The organism is Kitasatospora sp. A2-31, from assembly GCF_022288725.1.
Classification (GTDB): Bacteria; Actinomycetota; Actinomycetes; order Streptomycetales; family Streptomycetaceae; genus Kitasatospora.
Map to the genome: position 1 here is coordinate 1 of NZ_JAKNTA010000037.1, position 16184 is coordinate 16184.

Here is a 16184-nt window from a genome sequence, read left to right on the forward strand (position 1 = left end):
CCTGCCGCAGTGGGGCACGCTGTTCGCCCGGGCGGTCACCGAAACCGCCCGCCACCGCACCGCCACCCTCGCCGAGCACCGTCGGATCCTCGTCGCCGCCACCGCCCGCGCCGGCGACGACCCGACGGCGGTCGCGGTCCTGGAGGCGTTCCGCTCCGCCCCCGCCGTTTCGGCCGAGTCCCTGCGCGACCTGGTCCCGCACGACCCGCGCCCCGCCCTCACCCGCCTGCGGACCGCCGGGATCCTCACCCCGCACCCCCGCCTGCCCGGCGGCGCCCTGACCGAACCCCGCCTGCTGGCCCTCCTCGACGCCCCGTACGCGCCGCCGGCGGACCGCTGACGGTCGCTCAGCGGCGGGGCCTCTCGTCGGCGGGGGCGACCAGGCCCTGGTCGCCCCCGCCGGTCACGGCGAACCGGGCGACGGCGGCGACGCGGACGGCGACGGCGACGCCACCGCCGTCCGCGGGTAGGAGCAGCCCGGCGGAAGCGCCTGCTCGCCCTTCGCCACCCAGTAGGTGTCCGGCGTGGTCGGGCACGGCAGCGGACTCGGCCGGGTCATCGCACAGCGCGCGGCGGCCTCCCGGCCGAGGCTGCGGTACTCCCACCAGTCGGTCGGGCACCGGACGGGCGAGCCCGTCGGGGCGGGTTCGTGCTGGATGCGCCTGCATCCGCCGGTCGGGTAGTTGGAGTTGTCGCAGCTGTACTCGTCGGGCGGCGAGCACAGGGCGAACACCCCGAGCCCGCCGACCAGCAGCACGACGGAGGCCAGTCCCGCCCAGACGTCCTGCGGGCCGAATCGCCGGCCGGAACCTCCCGCGTCCATCCCGCCCCCCGGTTCACCGGACTCCACGCTCCCCCGCAGGGGGATACCCGCCCGGCCCCCGCCGTACGCCGCACCCCCCTCCTTGCACCCCCCTCCTTGCACCCCCCTCCTTGCACCCCCCTCCTTGCACCCCCCTCCTTGCACCCCGCTCCTTGCACCCCGCTGCCGTGCGCTCCTCCACCGTCCGGTGGGAGGAGGAGCGCCGGTGCCGGGTCAGGCCAGGCGGGTGGTGGCGTAGAACTCGATCGCGGTGTGCTGGTACTCGGCCAGGCCGGGAGTGACAGCCTCGTAGGCGGCGCGCCAGGACGGGTTCTGCACGCAGCCGAGGCCCATGGCGCGGAACTCCTCGGGCGTGACCGGGTGCAGCTCGGCGAGCGAGCGGTACTGGGCGTCGATCTCGGCCTGGACGGAGTCGGCGGAGGCCGGGGTGCCGGCCGCCAGCAGCTCCGCGAGGCGGATCATCCCGGCCGTTCGCTCGCGCTGGCCCGCCTCGAGCTCGGCGGCGTCCATCGTCGCGGTGCGGCGGTTGGTCGCCTCGGCGAGCTCGGGGAAGTCCTGGAGGCCGTCCTCGTACTGGTCGGGCTGGATGCCCTCGAAGAGGTTCTCCGGGCGGTTGATGGTCATGGGCTGGCCGTCCTTTCGGGATCGTTCCAGGTCGGCGAGGGTGCGGGCGACGGTGGCGGCCAGGGTGTCCAGCCGGTCCCGTTCGGCGAGGAGACGGTGGTGGTGGCCGCGCAGGGCCTCCACCTCGTCCACCTGCTCGGAGAGGATGCGGCCGATCTCCGGGAGGCCGACGCCGAGCGCCCGCAGCACGAGGATCTGTTGCAGCGCCAGGAGCTGCGTCTCCCCGTAGTGCCGGTGCCCGTTGGCGGCGATCCGGGCCGGCGGCAGCAGGCCGATCTCGTCGTAGTGCCGCAACGTCCGGGCGGTCACGCCCGACAGCCGGGCCACCTCCGCGATCGACAGGTCCATCGTCCTCGTTCCGTACCTTCGTCTCGCCGGGCCGGTCGTTCCGGCCCTGGTCATGACCGTAGAAGCTGCCGCAGCGTCAACCGCAAGCCCCGGCATTCACACCCTAGGCACACCGGGTCCGGTCCCGGCCGCAGCCGGCCCAGCAGGAGGACCTGCGGCGCGTGGCGCGGGGCGCGGGGCGCGTGGCGCGACCGGCAGCAGCAGCGAGCTGCCGACCGCATCCTGCTCGGCCGCATTCATCCACCTGAGCCGGCGCCCCATCGGTGCCGCTCACTCCCCCCAGGGCGCGGCAGTCGTGTCGAGCTCCAGACCGGTCACGCCGTGGGCCCGGCGTTCGCGGAGGAGTTCACCGCCGAGCGAGTAGCGGGGCGCGGCGGCGGCCGATCGGGCGGCGCGCTCCACGATCGCGTCGACGAGCGAGCGGACCATGGCCAGGCGGGGGTAGGCGGCGTGGATCCGCTTCTCCCACCCGGCGGTGATCTCCGCGTGGCGGCCGAAGTCGGCGACCACGCCGGCCCGGGTGAGGTGGCAGAGCAGACCGCGGCGCTCGGCGATGCCGGGCGAGGTGTGCAGGGCGATCGCCTCCCAGACGCGGTCGACGTCCGGCTCGGGGACCTCGTGCTGCCGCAGCAGGTCCGCCGCCAGGTCCGCGCCTTCCACCTCGAACCGGGCCTCGCCCTTCGCGAGGCTGCCCGTGCCCACGTCGTGCAGGACGGTGGCGGCGAACAGCAGGTCGCGGTCGTAGGCCGCGTCCGTCAGACATCCTTCGTGGGCGGCGAGGAGCTCGGCGAAGAGGAAGCTGCGCACGCTGTGATTGACGATCGGCGCGGCCTCCGAGGCGCGCACGGTGGAGAGGACGGCGTCGGCCAGAGGGCCGGTCGGCAGGTCGAGTGAGAGTTCCATGGGCGCAGGCTACGAAGCGGTCCGCCGCCCTCGACAGTGGCACGCGGGCCGTCCATCGCTAGGATCGTGCCATGTCGGTCGTTGAGGGGCACCGGGTCGCGGTGCTCGCGCTTCCCGGGGTCCTGCCGCTGGACCTCGGCATCGCGGTGCAGACCTTCGGGTCGGACCCGCACTACCAGGTCACCGTCTGCACTGATCCGTCCGCCGGACCGGTGTGCAGCGGCGGGTTCACGGTGGGCACCTCCGCGGGGTTGGAGGCGCTGCGGGACGCCGACACCGTCGTCGTCCCCGGCTACCTGGTCCCGGACGCTCCGGTTCCCGCTGCGTCGCTGTCCGCGCTGCGATCCGCGCACGCGCGCGGGGCGCGGATGGTGTCGATCTGCACGGGGGCGTTCGCCCTGGCGGCCGCCGGGCTGCTGGACGGACGCCCGGCCACGACCCACTGGCAGGACGCCGCTGCGCTGCAACGCCTGTACCCGAGGATCGAGGTCCGGCCGAACCAGCTCTACGTCGACGACGGCGACGTCCTCACCTCGGCAGGGGTGACCGCGGGCGTCGATCTGTGCCTGCACGTCATCCGACGCGACTACGGTGCCGCGGCCGCCAACGCCCGCGCCCGTTCGCTCGTCGCCCCGCCCCAGCGCCCGGGCGGCCAGGCCCAGTTCGTCGAGCGCTTCCGGCCCGCGTCCCGCGGCGAGGATCTTGCACCGGTCCGTGCCTGGATGCTCGACAACCTGGCCCAGCGCCAGAGCGTGGACGAGCTCGCCCAGCGCGCGCACATGTCCCGCCGGACGTTCATCCGCCGCTTCCAGCAGGAGACGGGCACCTCGCCGATGGCCTGGCTGACCGCCGCCCGCATCGACCGGGCGCGCGAACTCCTGGAGACGACGACCACCCCGGTCGAACAGGTCGCGCGCCTGAGCGGGCTGGGCAGCCCGGCCGCCTTCCGCGCGACCTTCCACCGCTACGTCGACACGTCCCCGGCGGGCTACCGGGCCACCTTCCGAGCCGGCCCTGCGGCGAACCGCCGCTGATCCTCATCGATGCGGGCGTCGAGGCCGCCGAGCAGATCCACGAGGGCGGGGCCGTGTCGTCATGTCCCGCGGACGCGGCGCCCCCGGGCGGGTCAGACCGCGGACTGGAACCTGGCCACCGGCACGGCGCCGGGCCGGTCCTCGTCCACGCCCGTCCGGCGGACCAGTTCACCGACGAAGGACGGTGCCCGGGCAACGAGTTCGCCGAGCGCCGGGCGCTCGGAGCCGTCGGCCGGCCCGGCTGCCGCACCGGTGGGGGTGGCGGTGTCGCTCATCGGTTGCCTCACCCTCTCAGGAGGAGTAGGCCCCGGCCCGTGGCCGAGGCCTTTCCTCCACGCTACCGATCCGAGTGACGTTCCATCAGATGGAGCCGGAGGGCGGCCGGTTCACGCAGGAGCGCACGGCGGGCGCACGCACGAGGGCGCCTGCCGGACCGATTCGGCCATCCGCCGCCCGTTCTCGCCCGACTTCAGCGACGGCGTCACGCCGCGGCTTTGTCGGCCGCCGCGTTCAGCGGCGTAGGCAGCCCGTCGTCCGCACGGCTGCTCCCGGCCCCGGGCGCAGCCGTGCGCTCACCTCTCCCCGTCGTGCCTGGCGTGCAGGTGGCCCCGCACCCGGGAACCGCGTGCGGGGCCGCTGCGGCGCCGGCTGTCAGCAGTGGGGCACGCCGGGCACGGCGTGGAACGCTCCGGCACCGTCGACGAACGGTGCGAAGGTCCAGGACGACCCGACCCCGGTGACCTGGCCGTACTGGTACACGTACGTGGTGTGGTACCAGACGTTGCCGGCGTTGCCGACGTTGTCGCCGGCCACCCAGCAGTCCGCCCAGACGTAGTCCCCGTTCGAGAGGAGCGTGCTGGTCGGGTGGTTCTGAGTGGCGTCGCCGAAGACACGTGCGTGGTAGCCGGTGTTCAGCTGGATCCACTGCGGGGCGGAGCCGTGGTTGTTCGGGTTGGGGTCGGCGACCGCCTGCGACGTCACGCCGAGGGCTGCCGCCCCGGTCAGGGCGAGTACGGCCACCAGCTTGGGCCTGATCCGGACCATTCTCATTGTTGCCTCCAACTCGATGAGCCGACGGGCTGTTTGACATCCACGGTGCGGGGTGGTGTGCCCGCCGTTCGAGTGATTCGATGAGGTTCGAAGACCCATGGCGCCGGCCGCTCGGACGGCCGGCGGCTCGCCCCCGGGGGGTACCGTGCTCTGCCTCGAAATGGACCGCGCCGTGCTCGCGAACACCCGGTTCGCGATCTCGCCGCTCGCCACCACGGTCGGCGCGCTCTGGCTCCTGCGCGACAGAGTGCCTGCAGGGGGCGGGAGTTGGCGGTGGCGGGTGCAGGACGCGGTGCGTGAGCGGAAGCTGGTGCTGTTGGGCTCGCTGTTCAGCGGTGCGTGGGACTACGTGCCGGACTTCCTGACCCCGCGGCCGCAGGCTCCGGAGACCGCGGTGCAGGAGGAACTGCACGCGGTGGCGGGTACCGGTTCCGCCCGCCTGTGCTGGGAGCTGCAGGTCATGGCTCGGGGCGTCGTCGAGGAGCGTCTGGTCGGCCGGGCGGTTCCGGTGGTCATTCGCGAGGCTCTGGAACGGGGCGAACGGGACTTCGCCGAGCGGGTGGCAGCGGAGCTGTACCGGCTGTGGGAGTGGGCCATCGCCCCGCAGTGGATGGCCCTGCGCAGCCGCATGGAGGAGGACATCGCCCACCGGGCGCAGACCATCGCCCGGCACGGCCTGTCCGGCATGCTGGCCGGCCTGCACCCCCGGGTGCTGTGGGGCGAGGATCAGCTGAGCGTGGTCAGCCGTTTCCAGGGCCGGGTCCCCGGCAGTACCGGTCTGGTCCTGATGCCCTCGGCGTTCGCCACTGACCTGCGCATGGTCATCGACTCGGTCCCGGCAGCGCCCGCCGGGAGGCAGCCCATGTTCAGCTACCCCTCCCGGCCCGGGCCGGACACCGGCTCCGGGCCGACGGTGCACGTCCTGCTCGGGGTGACCCGGGCCCGCCTGCTGGCGGATCTGCACACCGCCCGCAGCACCACGGAACTGGGCGAGCGGCACTTCCTGGCCGCCAGCACGGTCTCCTACCACCTCGGCATCCTGCACCGCACCGGACTGATCACCCGCACCCGCACCGGACCACGCGTCCTGTACCGGCAGACCCCCCGCGCCGCGGACCTCCTGGCCGGCCCGGATCCCCGCTGATGGCGATGGCCATGAACCGGGCGCGGCGCACGGGCCTGTCCCCGGCCGCCGGCCATGTCCAAAAGGATGGGTGACCGTGCGCACCAGGTACGCGCGGGTATCGGCGGCATTTCGCCGCTCGGCCTGTGACCACTACAGCCAGGCGTCCTGCCCACGTCCTCGGCGTCGGCGGCGCTCATCGGGGCGGGGCGTCGAAGGCGTCGGCGGCCGGGCGCACGTGGGCGCCGACGCCGAGCGGGGTGTCGTCGGCGATGTTGTACGCCTGGCCGGCGCGGCCGCCTTCGAGTGCGGCGGTGACGGCGCGGACCGCGTCGTCACCGTCCACCCAGGACAGGGCGCGGCCGTGGTCGGCGACTGAGCCCTCCGCGTCAGCAACTGCGGCCCGTCGCGGACGCCGGGCGGAGAAACTCGGTTGCCGACGCCGATCACGTGGTGGTCTGATGCCGCGGTGGCAGGTATGAGCATCACCCTGTGTCTCCCGGCGGAAGCGGCGGAACGGGTTGAGGACGCAGTCGCCGAGGCAATGGAGCCCTTCTACCTGGATGCCCCGGGCCGGGAGGAGAACCGCATCTGGGACTCCTGGAGGATCGTCAGCCGCGCCTTCAACGTGCTGCCCGGCCATGAGGCGGACCGCCGGCTGGTCGCTCCTCGCCCCAGCCGCTGGGGATACGTCGAGCCGCCGGTCAACGACTTCGGCTGGTGCGCCGGCGGGCCGCGCGAGCTGCTGGACTTCGGGGCCTCCACCGAGGAGGCCCGGCAATTGGCGGACGCGGTCTGGCTGCACTGGCACCAGCTGGCGGCCGAGCTGCCCGCCGCCCAGCCCCATGACGTCTACTACGACCGCCATGTGACCGAGGGCTGCGCCTACCCCCGCGAACAGGCCGCGGCGGACTACTGGTCCCAGCCCCTGCTGCGCGCCTACGAAGAACACCGGGCCGCACTCTCCACCGCGCGGTACTCCTCGGGCTTCCTCCTCCTCACCGACCCGGTCGTCCAGATCGGACGGGAACCCCGGGAACGGTTCGTCGAAAGGTGGGCGGCCGTGGCTCTGCCCCGTCGCAACGTGCTCTCGCTGGGCGGCTGGTGGTACGAGGACGGCGGCCCGGTGGCGCACGGTGCCTGCCGCCACCGGGATGACTGTCCGCACCGACCCGAGCTGCCGGACGGTCAGCAGCACATCGACCGCTACCTCGTCGACCTCCCGGGTGACACCCTCCTGGTCGGCCTGCACTGCCACGTGTGAGTAGTCGTGCGGGATCGCCGCGAGCGCATGGCCGTTGCTACTGGCTTGTCATGCAGCCTTGGCCGGGTAACGGGTCTGGTCGCGGATGGGGTGGTCGGCGGCCAGGAGGCGGCGCGGTCGGCGCCGTAGCGGCTGCTGGGATCCCAAGACCCCCACAGAGTCACTCATTGAGTCGCTCATCGGTCCCGTTTCCACGTCACGGTTGGCATGAGCTGGGCAGACTGGTCCCAGGGGCGAGGGGGCGAGGTGCCAATGGTGACGGGGAGAGACAACGGGTCAGTGCGCAACACCATCAACGGTGGAGTGTTCTTGAACACCGTGGTGCAGGGACGCGACATCACCGTACAGTTGCCCCCTGCGGTGCCGACCGCTCTGGGGGCGTTACCGTCCGCAAGCCCTGCTTTTACTGGCAGAAGCCGAGAGCTCGAAACCCTGCTGAGCCTGTTGGACCCCACAGCGCAGACCGCTGCCGTCGCGGTCTGCGCCGTGGCGGGCCTGGCAGGCGTCGGAAAGACGGAGCTCGCGATCCAGGCAGCCCGCACCGCGCTCAGCCGGGGCTGGTTCCCGGGCGGCGTCCTGTTCGTCAACATGCACGGGTACGACAACGCGCGCCGGGTTGATTCGTCTGCAGCGATTCTCGGACTTCTACAGGCCCTCGGAGTACGGAACGAGCACATCCCGGCGGAGTCTCATGACCGGGCACGGCTGTATCACTCGGTGCTCAGCACGTACGGCGAGCAGAACCGAAGCATCCTCCTGCTGGTCGATAACGTTCGCAGCGCCGAAGATGTCCGGCCACTACTACCCGTCGATGGCGCCACCCGGGCCGTGGTCACCTCGCGGCACACTCTCGCCACCCTGGACGCGCGCCTGCTGGAACTCAATGTCCTCAGCCAACAAGCGGCCGTCGATAATCACGTTGGGGCAGGACAGTCGCATTGAGAACGAACCGGAAGCCGCCCGAGCCATCGTGCGACTATGCGGCTGTCTTCCGCTGGCGTTGCGCATCGTCGCGGCGCTGCTCAGCCGGGACAGTCTCAAGCCTCTCTCCGGCTTGGTGACCGATCTTTCGGACCGGGACACCGTGCTTGATGAACTCTCCGTTGCCGAGCTTGCGGTGCGAACCGCGTTCTTCCTCTCACTGTGCAGCATGACGGATCAGGCGGCGCACATGTTCCGAATGCTGGCCCTGAGCCCGGGCGCAGACATCTCCACCGATGCGGCCGTCGCCCTGAGCGGCCACACGAAGACGGTCTCCCGTCGACTCCTTGACGATCTTGCCGATGCGCATCTGATCGAGAGGGGAACGGTCCACGGGCGCTGGCGTTTCCATGACCTCATGCGCGTATTCGCAACCGAAGAGGTGGACGCACGATGTGACGCCATCCTGCGGGAGGCGGCGATCGATCGGCTGCTGGGGTACTACCTGGAGACGGCCCGATGGGCCGAATCCGAATCAAGGGATCGCATTCCCGAAGCAGAGTACAGGGCATACGCCTGGTACATGGACGAGCGCGACAACCTGGCCGCTGCCACGGATCTGGCTGCGCGAACCGGTCGTCACCGCATAGCTCGACGTTTGACAGCGGTCTCTTCCCGCCTCTCGCACCAGGCTTTCGGCACGGTGGCCGGACTGTACTTCATCGGCGACAGGGCCCGGCAGACCAGCCACCCGGAAGAGGCACTTGCAGCGTACGAACGAATCATGGAAATCTACACCGAACAACATATGACCAACGTCCGCTTGGAGGATGCCCTACTGGAGCGGGTCTTCTCCGTAGTTCATGAGGTGCCACCGCTCGGACGGTCACCCGAACTGCTCGCAAGGGCCGCCCGTATCAACCAGTTGGCCGGCGAGGTCCATCGGGCCGCTGCCCTCTTCGTCGACCTCGGCCTTACGTTGACGGGACTCAGTCGCCAACAGGAAGCCCGAAGCGCTTTTCGGGAGGCAGAAGCAATCGCCCACCGCTATTTCACTCGCAAGGCCGATGTCAGAGACCTCCTGGCCAGGATCCCCGACCACGACACGGGGCCGCAAGGACCGACGTAGGGGTGGTTGCATGAGCGAGATGCGCGGCCGCCGACTCACCGGCGCGCGCAGACGCGGACGAAGCGCAGCGCCGGTCGTCGAGCGCGTCGCCGAGGTGGGGGTCTGCCCCCTCCGTGCGACTGCCAGGCTCGCGTGGTTGCTGGGGAACGACCAGTCACCGGGCCGCAGGCAGCCGGCGAGAGCGGTGGACAGCAGGCGGCCGGACAGGGCGCGGCGGGGGCGTTCCTCATCGATCACGGCCTTCGGTGCCTCGCCCGCCCCGTACGCGAGGGCGCACAGTGGACGGGCTCAGAAGGCGATCCGCACCTTCAGCGCGGTGCGGTCGTCCATCGCGCGGTAACCCGCCGGCACCCCGTCGAGGTCCACGGTGCGGTCGAAGACCAGCCCGGGCTCGATCGCGCCGGAGAGCACGTCCGGCAGCAGCTCGGGGATGTAGGCGCGGGCCGGGGCGACGCCGCCCCGCAGCGAGACGTTCCGGTCGAACATCCGGCCGATGTCGATGCCGGCGCTGCCGCCGTGCGGCACGCCGACGTAGCCGACCGCGCCGCCGTCACGCGTGATCGAGATGGCCGTCCGCATGGACTGCTCGGTGCCCACCGCCTCCAGCACCGCATGGGCGCCCTGGCCGCCGGTCAGCTCCCGGACCGCCTCCACGGCGTCGTCGCCGCGTTCGGCGACGACGTCGGTGGCGCCGAAGGTGCGGGCGATCGCGGTGCGCGCCCCGTGCCGGCCGAGCGCGATGATCCGCTCCGCGCCGAGCCGCCGGGCGGCGAGGACGCCGCACAGGCCGACCGCACCGTCGCCGACCACCGCGACGGTGGCGCCCGGGCGCACTCCGGCGGTCACGGCCGCGTGGTGGCCGGTGCTCATCACGTCGGAGAGCGCGAGCAGGGAGGGCAGCAGCTTCTCCTCGCCGGCGGTCTCCTCGGGCAGCCGCACCAGGGTGCCGTCGGCGAACGGCACCCGCACGGCCTCGCCCTGGCCTCCGTCGGAGCCGATCTCGCCCCAGAACCCGCCCTGCGGGCAGGACGTGTGCAGCCCTTCGCGGCAGAAGTCACAGGTGCCGTCCGACCACACGAACGGGACCACCACGAAGTCGCCGGGGCGGACGTCGCGCACCTCGGGGCCGACCGCCTCGACGATCCCGAGGAACTCGTGGCCGATGCGCTGCCCCGCCGTGCGCGAGGCCACCCCGCGGTAGGCCCACAGGTCGCTGCCGCAGATGCAGGCGTTCACCACGCGGACGACCGCGTCGGTGGCGTGGCGTACGACCGGGTCGGGCACCTCCTCGACGCGGATGTCGTTGGGGCCGTGGATCACGGTGGCGCGCACGGAAGGGCTCCTCTGTCGTGGGCGTGGGGGGTGACGGCAGCAAGGGTCGCCGCACAGGCGCCCCCGCGTCCAGCTACATCTCCTACAGTCAGTCGTTAAGATGGACTGATGCTCGACGTCCGGCGACTCGTCCTTCTCCGCGACCTGGAGGCGCACGGCACGGTGACCGCCGTCGCCGACCTCCACGGGGTCACCCCATCGGCCGTCTCGCAGCAGCTGCGGCTCCTGGAGGAGGAGACCCGCGTGGGCCTCCTGGAGCGGACCGGCCGTTCCGTCCACCTCACCGCGGCGGGCCGGCGACTGGCCAAGGACACCGAACAGGTGCTCGCCGCCCTGGAGAACGCGCGCGCCCGGCTGCACGCCGAGTCCGGCGCGCCCGCGGGCCCCGTCCGCCTCGCCTGCTTCCCCAGCGCACTCGTCCCCCTGGCGGCGCCCCTCGGCCACGCGCTGGAGGCCGCCCACCCGGACGTGCGGCTGCACGTCACCGAGGCGGAACCCGAGGTCGCCGTCCGGCTGCTGACCCAGCGGCGCGCCGACCTCGCCCTCGTCTACCGGTACGACAACCTGGCCACGCCCCCGTACCGGGACGTCGAGACCCGGACGCTGCGGAACGACCCCCTGGTCGCCGTGCTGCCCTCCGACCACCCGGCCGCCCGGTCGGGCCGGCCCTCGATCGAGCTGCGGGAGCTCGCGGACACCCTGTGGACCACCGCCCCGGCGCAGACCGCCTGCGGGGACGCCGTCCTCCAGGCCTGCCGCTCGGCAGGGTTCACCCCCCGGGTGCGGAACGTCTGCACCGACTTCTCCGCCATGATCGCCCTCGCCGCGAGCGCGGGCCACGCGGCCCTGATCCCGCGCATGGCCACCACGCACCTCCCGCCCGCCCTGACCACGCGACCGGTGACGGACGCCACCCTCGCCCGCACGATCGGGATCGCCGTCCGCCACGACACGGCGCACGAACCGGCGATCGCGGCCTGCGTCGACGCACTGCGCGGGATCGCGGGAGCGGCCTCGGCCGACGTCGACGGCTGACCCGGGGCTGCGGCGGCCCGCCCACCCCGGCGGTGACGCGAGGGCCCGCCCCGCCCCGGGGCCGACCGGGCGGGCCGTTCACCGCCACGGGTTCCGGGTCAGAACCAGTGCAGGCAGTGCGGGGCGCGGTCGGAGCGGAAGAGCGCGTCGGCGAGGGCGGCCGCGTCCGGGCGGTGGGCGCGGACGTGGCCGGCCCGCACGAGGGTGCTCGGGGCGGTGCCGCCGAGGTAGACCGAGCCGAGGTCGCTCACGTCCAGCGACAGGTCTGGCGCGAGGTCCGTCGGGACGCAGTCGGCCTTGCCGTCCCGGACGGTCAGCAGGTAGCGGCCGTGCTCGCCGAGGAACGGGTCGTCGACGTCGAGGACGAGCTCGCCGTCGGTGAACCAGCCGCGCGCGGTGAGCGCGCGCGGGACGTCCAGCAGGCGCACCCAGAGCCAGTCGGTGTCGTCGCTCACCTGGCCGGCGCGGAAGTCCGTGAGCTGCCAGCGCAGCGGGTGGCCGGGCGGGACGTGCTTGAACACGACCTGGGTGACCAGGTCGTGGCCGAGCACGCACCGCACCAGCGCGGTGAAGACGGCGTCGTCGGTGGCGATGGTCTCGTCGACCGTCAAGGTGCCGCCGAGCCCGCCGATCGCGTAGCTGGCGTACCCGTCGGGGACGCCGTCGGCGTCGCGGTGGACGGCGACGTAGCGCGGCGCCGGCGAGACCGGCGGCTGCCCCGCGCCCGACGCCCACCAGCGGTGCGGCCGGGACAGCGCGCCGGGCTGGGCGCGGCGGTAGCGGTCGTAGACGTCCTCCAGGATCTCGCCGCACTCGGCCCGCCTCAGCACCTCGACCGAGCCGGTGTCCGGGCCGCCCGCGGCGTCGTCGGCCGCTCCGCGCGCCCGGGGGACGGCGAGGGCGGCCCGGTGGCGGGGCACCGTCAGCTTCTGCGTGTAGGTCGCGGGGCCGTACCCGAACCTCCGGTAGATCAAGGCCTCCGAGGCCAGCAGGACGGACAGGAACTCCCCCCGCGCCCGCAGCTCGGCGAGCTGACGCCGCATCATCGCGGTGAGCACGCCCTGACGCCGGTGCGAGGGCACGACACCGACGGCGGTCACCCCGGAGGTCGGGACGAGGACCTCGCCGGGCAGGGTGAGCTCGAAGGAGTACGCCCCGGCGGTGCCGACGGGCCGCCCGTCCGCCGCCACGGCGAGCAGGTTCCGGTCCATCTCGAACGCGGACCACCAGACCGTGCCGCTCGCGGTGAGGGCCTCCGGGAAGATCCCGAAGGCGGTAAGGAGCGTGTCGACGAAGACGTCGCGATCCTGGTCGGTGGTGGGACGGATCTCCATTGCTGCTGCCTCCCCTGGCCGCCGGCACCACGCCGCGTGGCGCCGCGTGCCACAGTGCAGCGTCGTCGCGGCGACGGGTCAACCGGATTTCGGCGGGCCCGCCGGAGGGGGCGGCGGAGCACATGGGCCGGAGCACGGCGCCGCGCAGACCGGTCCGGGGGGTTTCGCTGCGGCCGGCCGGGTACGCGCCGGGGCGCGGTCCAAAGCCGCCCCGGACCCCAGGAAGACGAGGAGGAGCCGTGGAGGACGTCCCGCAGGGCGGAGCCGGTGGTGTTCCGCTCGACGACACCGACCAGAAGCACCCGCTCCACCCACCCCGTGGCGAAGGTGAACCCGACACCGGCGATCAGGGCGACGCCACCACCGCCGAACCGGGCAGGAGCCGGCGCCTCGACCCGCAGGAGACCACCGACCAGGAGGACGACCGGCCGACCGAGAGCTGAGGGCGGGCCGCTGTACACGCAGCGGCGCACGATCGACGGAGAGGCGTGGGACATGAGCGACGAACCCATGGGCGACGACGTCTACCAGCCGACCGGGGATACGGAGGAGCAGGCGGACGCGGCACCCCTGGACCTGGACGACGCGCTGGACGAGCGCGACTACGACGACCTGCTCGACGAGGGCTACTCGCCCCCGGAGAAGCCACTGGGCGTCGACAAGGTCGGGGTGACGGCCGCCGAGCAGCGCGCCGGCGAGACGCTGGACCAGCGCCTCGCCCAGGAGGAGCCCGACGTCCTGCCCGACGACGGCGACGGGATCGGCGACCTGCCCGACGGCGAGGGCGAGCCGGTCGACCCGCAGGCCGCGGGCACCCGCCGCGCGGGACGGCTCGTGGCCCCCGACGAGGGCGCCCGGCCCGACAGGGAGAAGGGCCTCATCGCCTCCGACGCCGGCATCGACGGCGGCGCCGCAGGTGCGGAAGAGGCCGCCGTGCACATCGTCCCGGACGAGCAGGACGACACCACCCCGTAGCGCCGGCGCCGCGGTCGCGTGCTCGACCGCCCTGCCCGGGGCCCCTCCCCGGCAGGGCGGTCGGTGCCCTTGCGTCCGCGATCCGCCGGTTCACGGGCGGGTGTTCTCTTCGGCCGGTCGCAAGAACGGCCGGAGCGGGTATGCGGCGGGGCCGGCCCGGTCAGACGCGTCCGAGTGTCCTGAGGACGGCGGTCCGGGCGTCGAGGGCGTCCGCGCGCGCCGGCCCCACCGACACGGATCCCGCGCCGGGGCAGCACGGGAGGATGTCCGTCGGCCGGAGCCCGGTCTCCCCTGCGCGAGGGAGGAAGCCGACGCCGGCTCGGCCTCAGGCATGAGTGGTCGTCGACCTGAGCGCGGATGTGGTGGTCGGCATGCCTCTGGAACCGTGCGACATGAGCGCGTTCTTCGCCCTGCCACGTTCCGGGAGGTCCGTTCATGTCCGAGGTCGGCGTTCTTCGCGGCTCCGCAGCCGATGTTCCGCTGCCGTCGCGGCTGGCCGTCAGGTACGCCTACGCGTCTGCGATCTCCGCGACCGTCGGGTTCATCCCGCTGCACGCGGTGTGGGCGCTCGGCATCCCGCTGTGGGCCGACGAGGACAGGTTCCGCGACTGGTACGCCGCCGGCGGCGGTCCGTACCTGTCCGTGCTGAGCGGGATGGCCACGATGGCCGGCGTCCTGGCGCTGAGCCTGGTCCGGCCGTGGGGCCTGGTGTTCCCGAAGTGGGTGCCGCTCGTGGCGGGACGCCGGGTCCCGCCACGGTCGCTGGCCGCCGTCGCCTTCACGGTCGCGGTGTTCCTGCTGCTCTACACCGTCTGGGCCGCCGCGCTGAGCGTCGTGCAGTGGAACGAGCCGGGCATCTTCAGCCGGTGGGTCGTCGTCTACGGCATCCCGCAGTTCCTGGTCTGGGGAATCGGCCTCCTTGTCGCTGCCAAGTCCTACCGCAGCCGGACGACGCCGGGGCACTGACCCGCACGCACGGATACCAGGCCCACCGTGGAATGCGGCAGGCAGGTTCCGAAAGTCGCCCCCGATCGTCCGAAGGGAGGTGGCGCGGCCCCCGGCCCTGGGGTTGTGAGGCCGGGGACCGCGGCTCGGGGGGCGGGTCAGGAGGCGGGCATCAGGACGGTGTCGACGATGTAGACGGTGGCGTTGGCGGTCTGCACGTTCCCGCACAGGACCTTGGCGGAGCCGTTGACGGTGAAGTCGGGCGTGGTGCCGGTGGCGGTGACCTCGTTGGTCTCCAGGGTCTTGTGAGCGCCTGCCAGGGCGGCGGGGGCCAGACGCCGGGGCACGACGTGGTAGGTGAGGATCTTGGTGAGCTTGTCCTTGTCGGCGAGGACCGCGTCGAGGTCCTTCTTGGGCAGCTTGGCGAAGGCGTCGTTGGTGGGGGCGAAGACGGTGATGTCCTTCGCGGAGTTGAGGGTGTCCACGAGCCCGGCCTTCTGGACCGCGGTGACCAGGGTCGAGAGCAGGGGGTTGTGGGAGGCCGCGGTGGCGACCGGGTCGGCCGCCATGCCCGCGAAGGAGCCGGCTCCGTCCTTGGGCACGGCGGCGCAGGCGGCACCGAACGGCTCTGCGGCCATGGCCTGGTCGGCCGGGGAGTCCACGGCGGGGGCCGGGGTGGCGGCCGATGCGTCCGCGGCGGCCGTCGTGGCGCGGCCGGCGGTGTCGGACGCCTTGTCGCCGTCGCCGCCGCAGGCGGTGAGGGTGGCGGCGAGGATGCCTGTGACGAGCAGGGCGGTGACGGGCTTGCGACGCAGGGTGGTGGTCATCGGGTTCTTCTCTTCTCGGTGTTGGTGGTGTCGTGCACCCGTAGCGGCGGACCGCTGCGGGCGGGTTCGGTGGACGGGGGTTCGGTGGACGGGGGGCTCAGTGGACGGGGGGCTCAGTGGACGGTGACGACGGTGCTGTGCCAGCCGGTCGCCCCGGAGGGGAAGGGCGGTCTGCGGGTCCCGTCCTGGACGGTGCCGGTGGCGTCGGTGGCGCGGACCTCCAGGTGGTGCGTGCCGGGGGTGGCCGAGCGCCAGGTGTGGTGCCACTGCCGCCACACGTCGGGCCCCGCGTCGGCGGCGAGTGCCGCCTGCTGCCAGGGCCCGCCGTCGACGCGGACTTCGACGGCGGCCACGCCGCGGTGGGTGGCCCAGGCCGTGCCCGCGACGGTGACGTCCCCGGCCCGGACGCGCGCGAACGCGGCGGGCACCTCGATGCGGGAGGCGGTGCGCACCTCGCCGGTCCGGTCCCAGCCCCGCTCCACCCAGTAGGGGTCGCGGGCGGCGAAGGTGGTCACCT

The 16184-nt window shown here is 73.1% G+C and carries 20 protein-coding genes; 10 read left to right on the plus strand and 10 right to left on the minus strand.

The window, feature by feature from the left end; all coding sequences use genetic code 11:
* Positions 1–340 (plus strand): hypothetical protein (locus MCM47_RS37910; RefSeq protein WP_374209275.1); only part of this gene is annotated, 340 nt, incomplete at its 5' end.
* A gap of 63 nt (positions 341–403) precedes the next feature.
* Here MCM47_RS37910 and MCM47_RS37915 read toward each other — a convergent pair.
* From MCM47_RS37915 to MCM47_RS37925, 3 genes are all read right to left on the minus strand, one after another.
* On the minus strand, positions 404–823 hold the full coding sequence (locus MCM47_RS37915) for a hypothetical protein (protein WP_238951492.1): 420 nt from the start codon (positions 821–823) through the stop codon (positions 404–406).
* 213 nt (positions 824–1036) lie between these two features.
* The gene (locus MCM47_RS37920) at positions 1037–1795 is read right to left on the minus strand and encodes a MerR family transcriptional regulator (RefSeq protein ID WP_238951493.1); all 759 of its coding nucleotides are present in this window, start codon (positions 1793–1795) and stop codon (positions 1037–1039) included.
* A 270-nt stretch (positions 1796–2065) separates the two neighbouring features.
* Positions 2066–2698, minus strand: coding sequence for an HD domain-containing protein (locus MCM47_RS37925; protein WP_238951494.1), 633 nt, complete (start codon positions 2696–2698; stop codon positions 2066–2068).
* 71 nt (positions 2699–2769) lie between these two features.
* Here MCM47_RS37925 and MCM47_RS37930 point away from each other — a divergent pair, with 71 nt between their 5' ends.
* Positions 2770–3732, plus strand: coding sequence for a GlxA family transcriptional regulator (locus tag MCM47_RS37930; protein ID WP_238951495.1), 963 nt, complete (start codon positions 2770–2772; stop codon positions 3730–3732).
* 92 nt (positions 3733–3824) lie between these two features.
* Here the strand turns inward: MCM47_RS37930 and MCM47_RS37935 are convergent, their stop codons facing one another.
* Complete coding sequence (locus MCM47_RS37935) at positions 3825–4007, minus strand: hypothetical protein (RefSeq protein ID WP_238951496.1); 183 nt, start codon at positions 4005–4007, stop codon at positions 3825–3827.
* 376 nt (positions 4008–4383) lie between these two features.
* Positions 4384–4782: a hypothetical protein gene (locus MCM47_RS37940; protein WP_238951497.1), complete on the minus strand. Its 399-nt coding sequence runs from the start codon at positions 4780–4782 to the stop codon at positions 4384–4386.
* Between the two features lie 172 nt (positions 4783–4954).
* On the opposite strand from MCM47_RS37940, the gene MCM47_RS43605 reads away from it, so the two are divergent.
* Complete coding sequence (locus MCM47_RS43605) at positions 4955–5926, plus strand: helix-turn-helix transcriptional regulator (RefSeq protein WP_238951534.1); 972 nt, start codon at positions 4955–4957, stop codon at positions 5924–5926.
* Between the two features lie 175 nt (positions 5927–6101).
* On the opposite strand, the gene MCM47_RS37950 is transcribed toward MCM47_RS43605, so the two are convergent.
* Complete coding sequence (locus MCM47_RS37950) at positions 6102–6251, minus strand: hypothetical protein (protein ID WP_238951499.1); 150 nt, start codon at positions 6249–6251, stop codon at positions 6102–6104.
* A 132-nt stretch (positions 6252–6383) separates the two neighbouring features.
* On the opposite strand from MCM47_RS37950, the gene MCM47_RS37955 reads away from it, so the two are divergent.
* The 3 genes from MCM47_RS37955 to MCM47_RS37965 all read left to right on the plus strand — a co-directional run bounded on the left by MCM47_RS37955 (position 6384) and on the right by MCM47_RS37965 (position 9219).
* Positions 6384–7169, plus strand: a complete 786-nt coding sequence (locus tag MCM47_RS37955) for a hypothetical protein (RefSeq protein ID WP_238951500.1) — start codon at positions 6384–6386, stop codon at positions 7167–7169.
* Positions 7170–7448: 279 nt separating this feature from the next.
* Positions 7449–8111, plus strand: coding sequence for an AAA family ATPase (locus MCM47_RS37960; protein WP_238951501.1), 663 nt, complete (start codon positions 7449–7451; stop codon positions 8109–8111).
* Complete coding sequence (locus MCM47_RS37965) at positions 8053–9219, plus strand: hypothetical protein (RefSeq protein ID WP_238951535.1); 1167 nt, start codon at positions 8053–8055, stop codon at positions 9217–9219. Before MCM47_RS37960 ends, MCM47_RS37965 begins: the two co-directional genes overlap by 59 nt.
* A gap of 288 nt (positions 9220–9507) precedes the next feature.
* Here the strand turns inward: MCM47_RS37965 and MCM47_RS37970 are convergent, their stop codons facing one another.
* Complete coding sequence (locus MCM47_RS37970) at positions 9508–10551, minus strand: zinc-dependent alcohol dehydrogenase family protein (protein ID WP_238951536.1); 1044 nt, start codon at positions 10549–10551, stop codon at positions 9508–9510.
* A 108-nt stretch (positions 10552–10659) separates the two neighbouring features.
* Between MCM47_RS37970 and MCM47_RS37975 the strand changes: the two genes are divergently transcribed.
* Positions 10660–11586: a LysR family transcriptional regulator gene (locus MCM47_RS37975; RefSeq protein ID WP_238951537.1), complete on the plus strand. Its 927-nt coding sequence runs from the start codon at positions 10660–10662 to the stop codon at positions 11584–11586.
* Between the two features lie 98 nt (positions 11587–11684).
* On the opposite strand, the gene MCM47_RS37980 is transcribed toward MCM47_RS37975, so the two are convergent.
* The gene (locus MCM47_RS37980) at positions 11685–12920 is read right to left on the minus strand and encodes a GNAT family N-acetyltransferase (protein ID WP_238951538.1); all 1236 of its coding nucleotides are present in this window, start codon (positions 12918–12920) and stop codon (positions 11685–11687) included.
* A gap of 239 nt (positions 12921–13159) precedes the next feature.
* Between MCM47_RS37980 and MCM47_RS37985 the strand changes: the two genes are divergently transcribed.
* The 3 genes from MCM47_RS37985 to MCM47_RS37995 all read left to right on the plus strand — a co-directional run bounded on the left by MCM47_RS37985 (position 13160) and on the right by MCM47_RS37995 (position 14861).
* On the plus strand, positions 13160–13363 hold the full coding sequence (locus tag MCM47_RS37985) for a hypothetical protein (RefSeq protein WP_238951539.1): 204 nt from the start codon (positions 13160–13162) through the stop codon (positions 13361–13363).
* Positions 13364–13415: 52 nt separating this feature from the next.
* Complete coding sequence (locus tag MCM47_RS37990; protein ID WP_238951540.1) at positions 13416–13895, plus strand: DUF5709 domain-containing protein; 480 nt, start codon at positions 13416–13418, stop codon at positions 13893–13895.
* A 435-nt stretch (positions 13896–14330) separates the two neighbouring features.
* Positions 14331–14861, plus strand: a complete 531-nt coding sequence (locus MCM47_RS37995) for a hypothetical protein (RefSeq protein ID WP_238951541.1) — start codon at positions 14331–14333, stop codon at positions 14859–14861.
* A gap of 137 nt (positions 14862–14998) precedes the next feature.
* Here MCM47_RS37995 and MCM47_RS38000 read toward each other — a convergent pair whose 3' ends face one another.
* Entirely contained in the window at positions 14999–15667 is a 669-nt protein-coding gene (locus tag MCM47_RS38000; RefSeq protein ID WP_238951542.1) for a fasciclin domain-containing protein, read from the minus strand.
* Between the two features lie 113 nt (positions 15668–15780).
* A partial coding sequence (locus MCM47_RS38005) for an Ig-like domain-containing protein (RefSeq protein WP_238951543.1) occupies positions 15781–16184 on the minus strand: 404 nt, incomplete at its 5' end.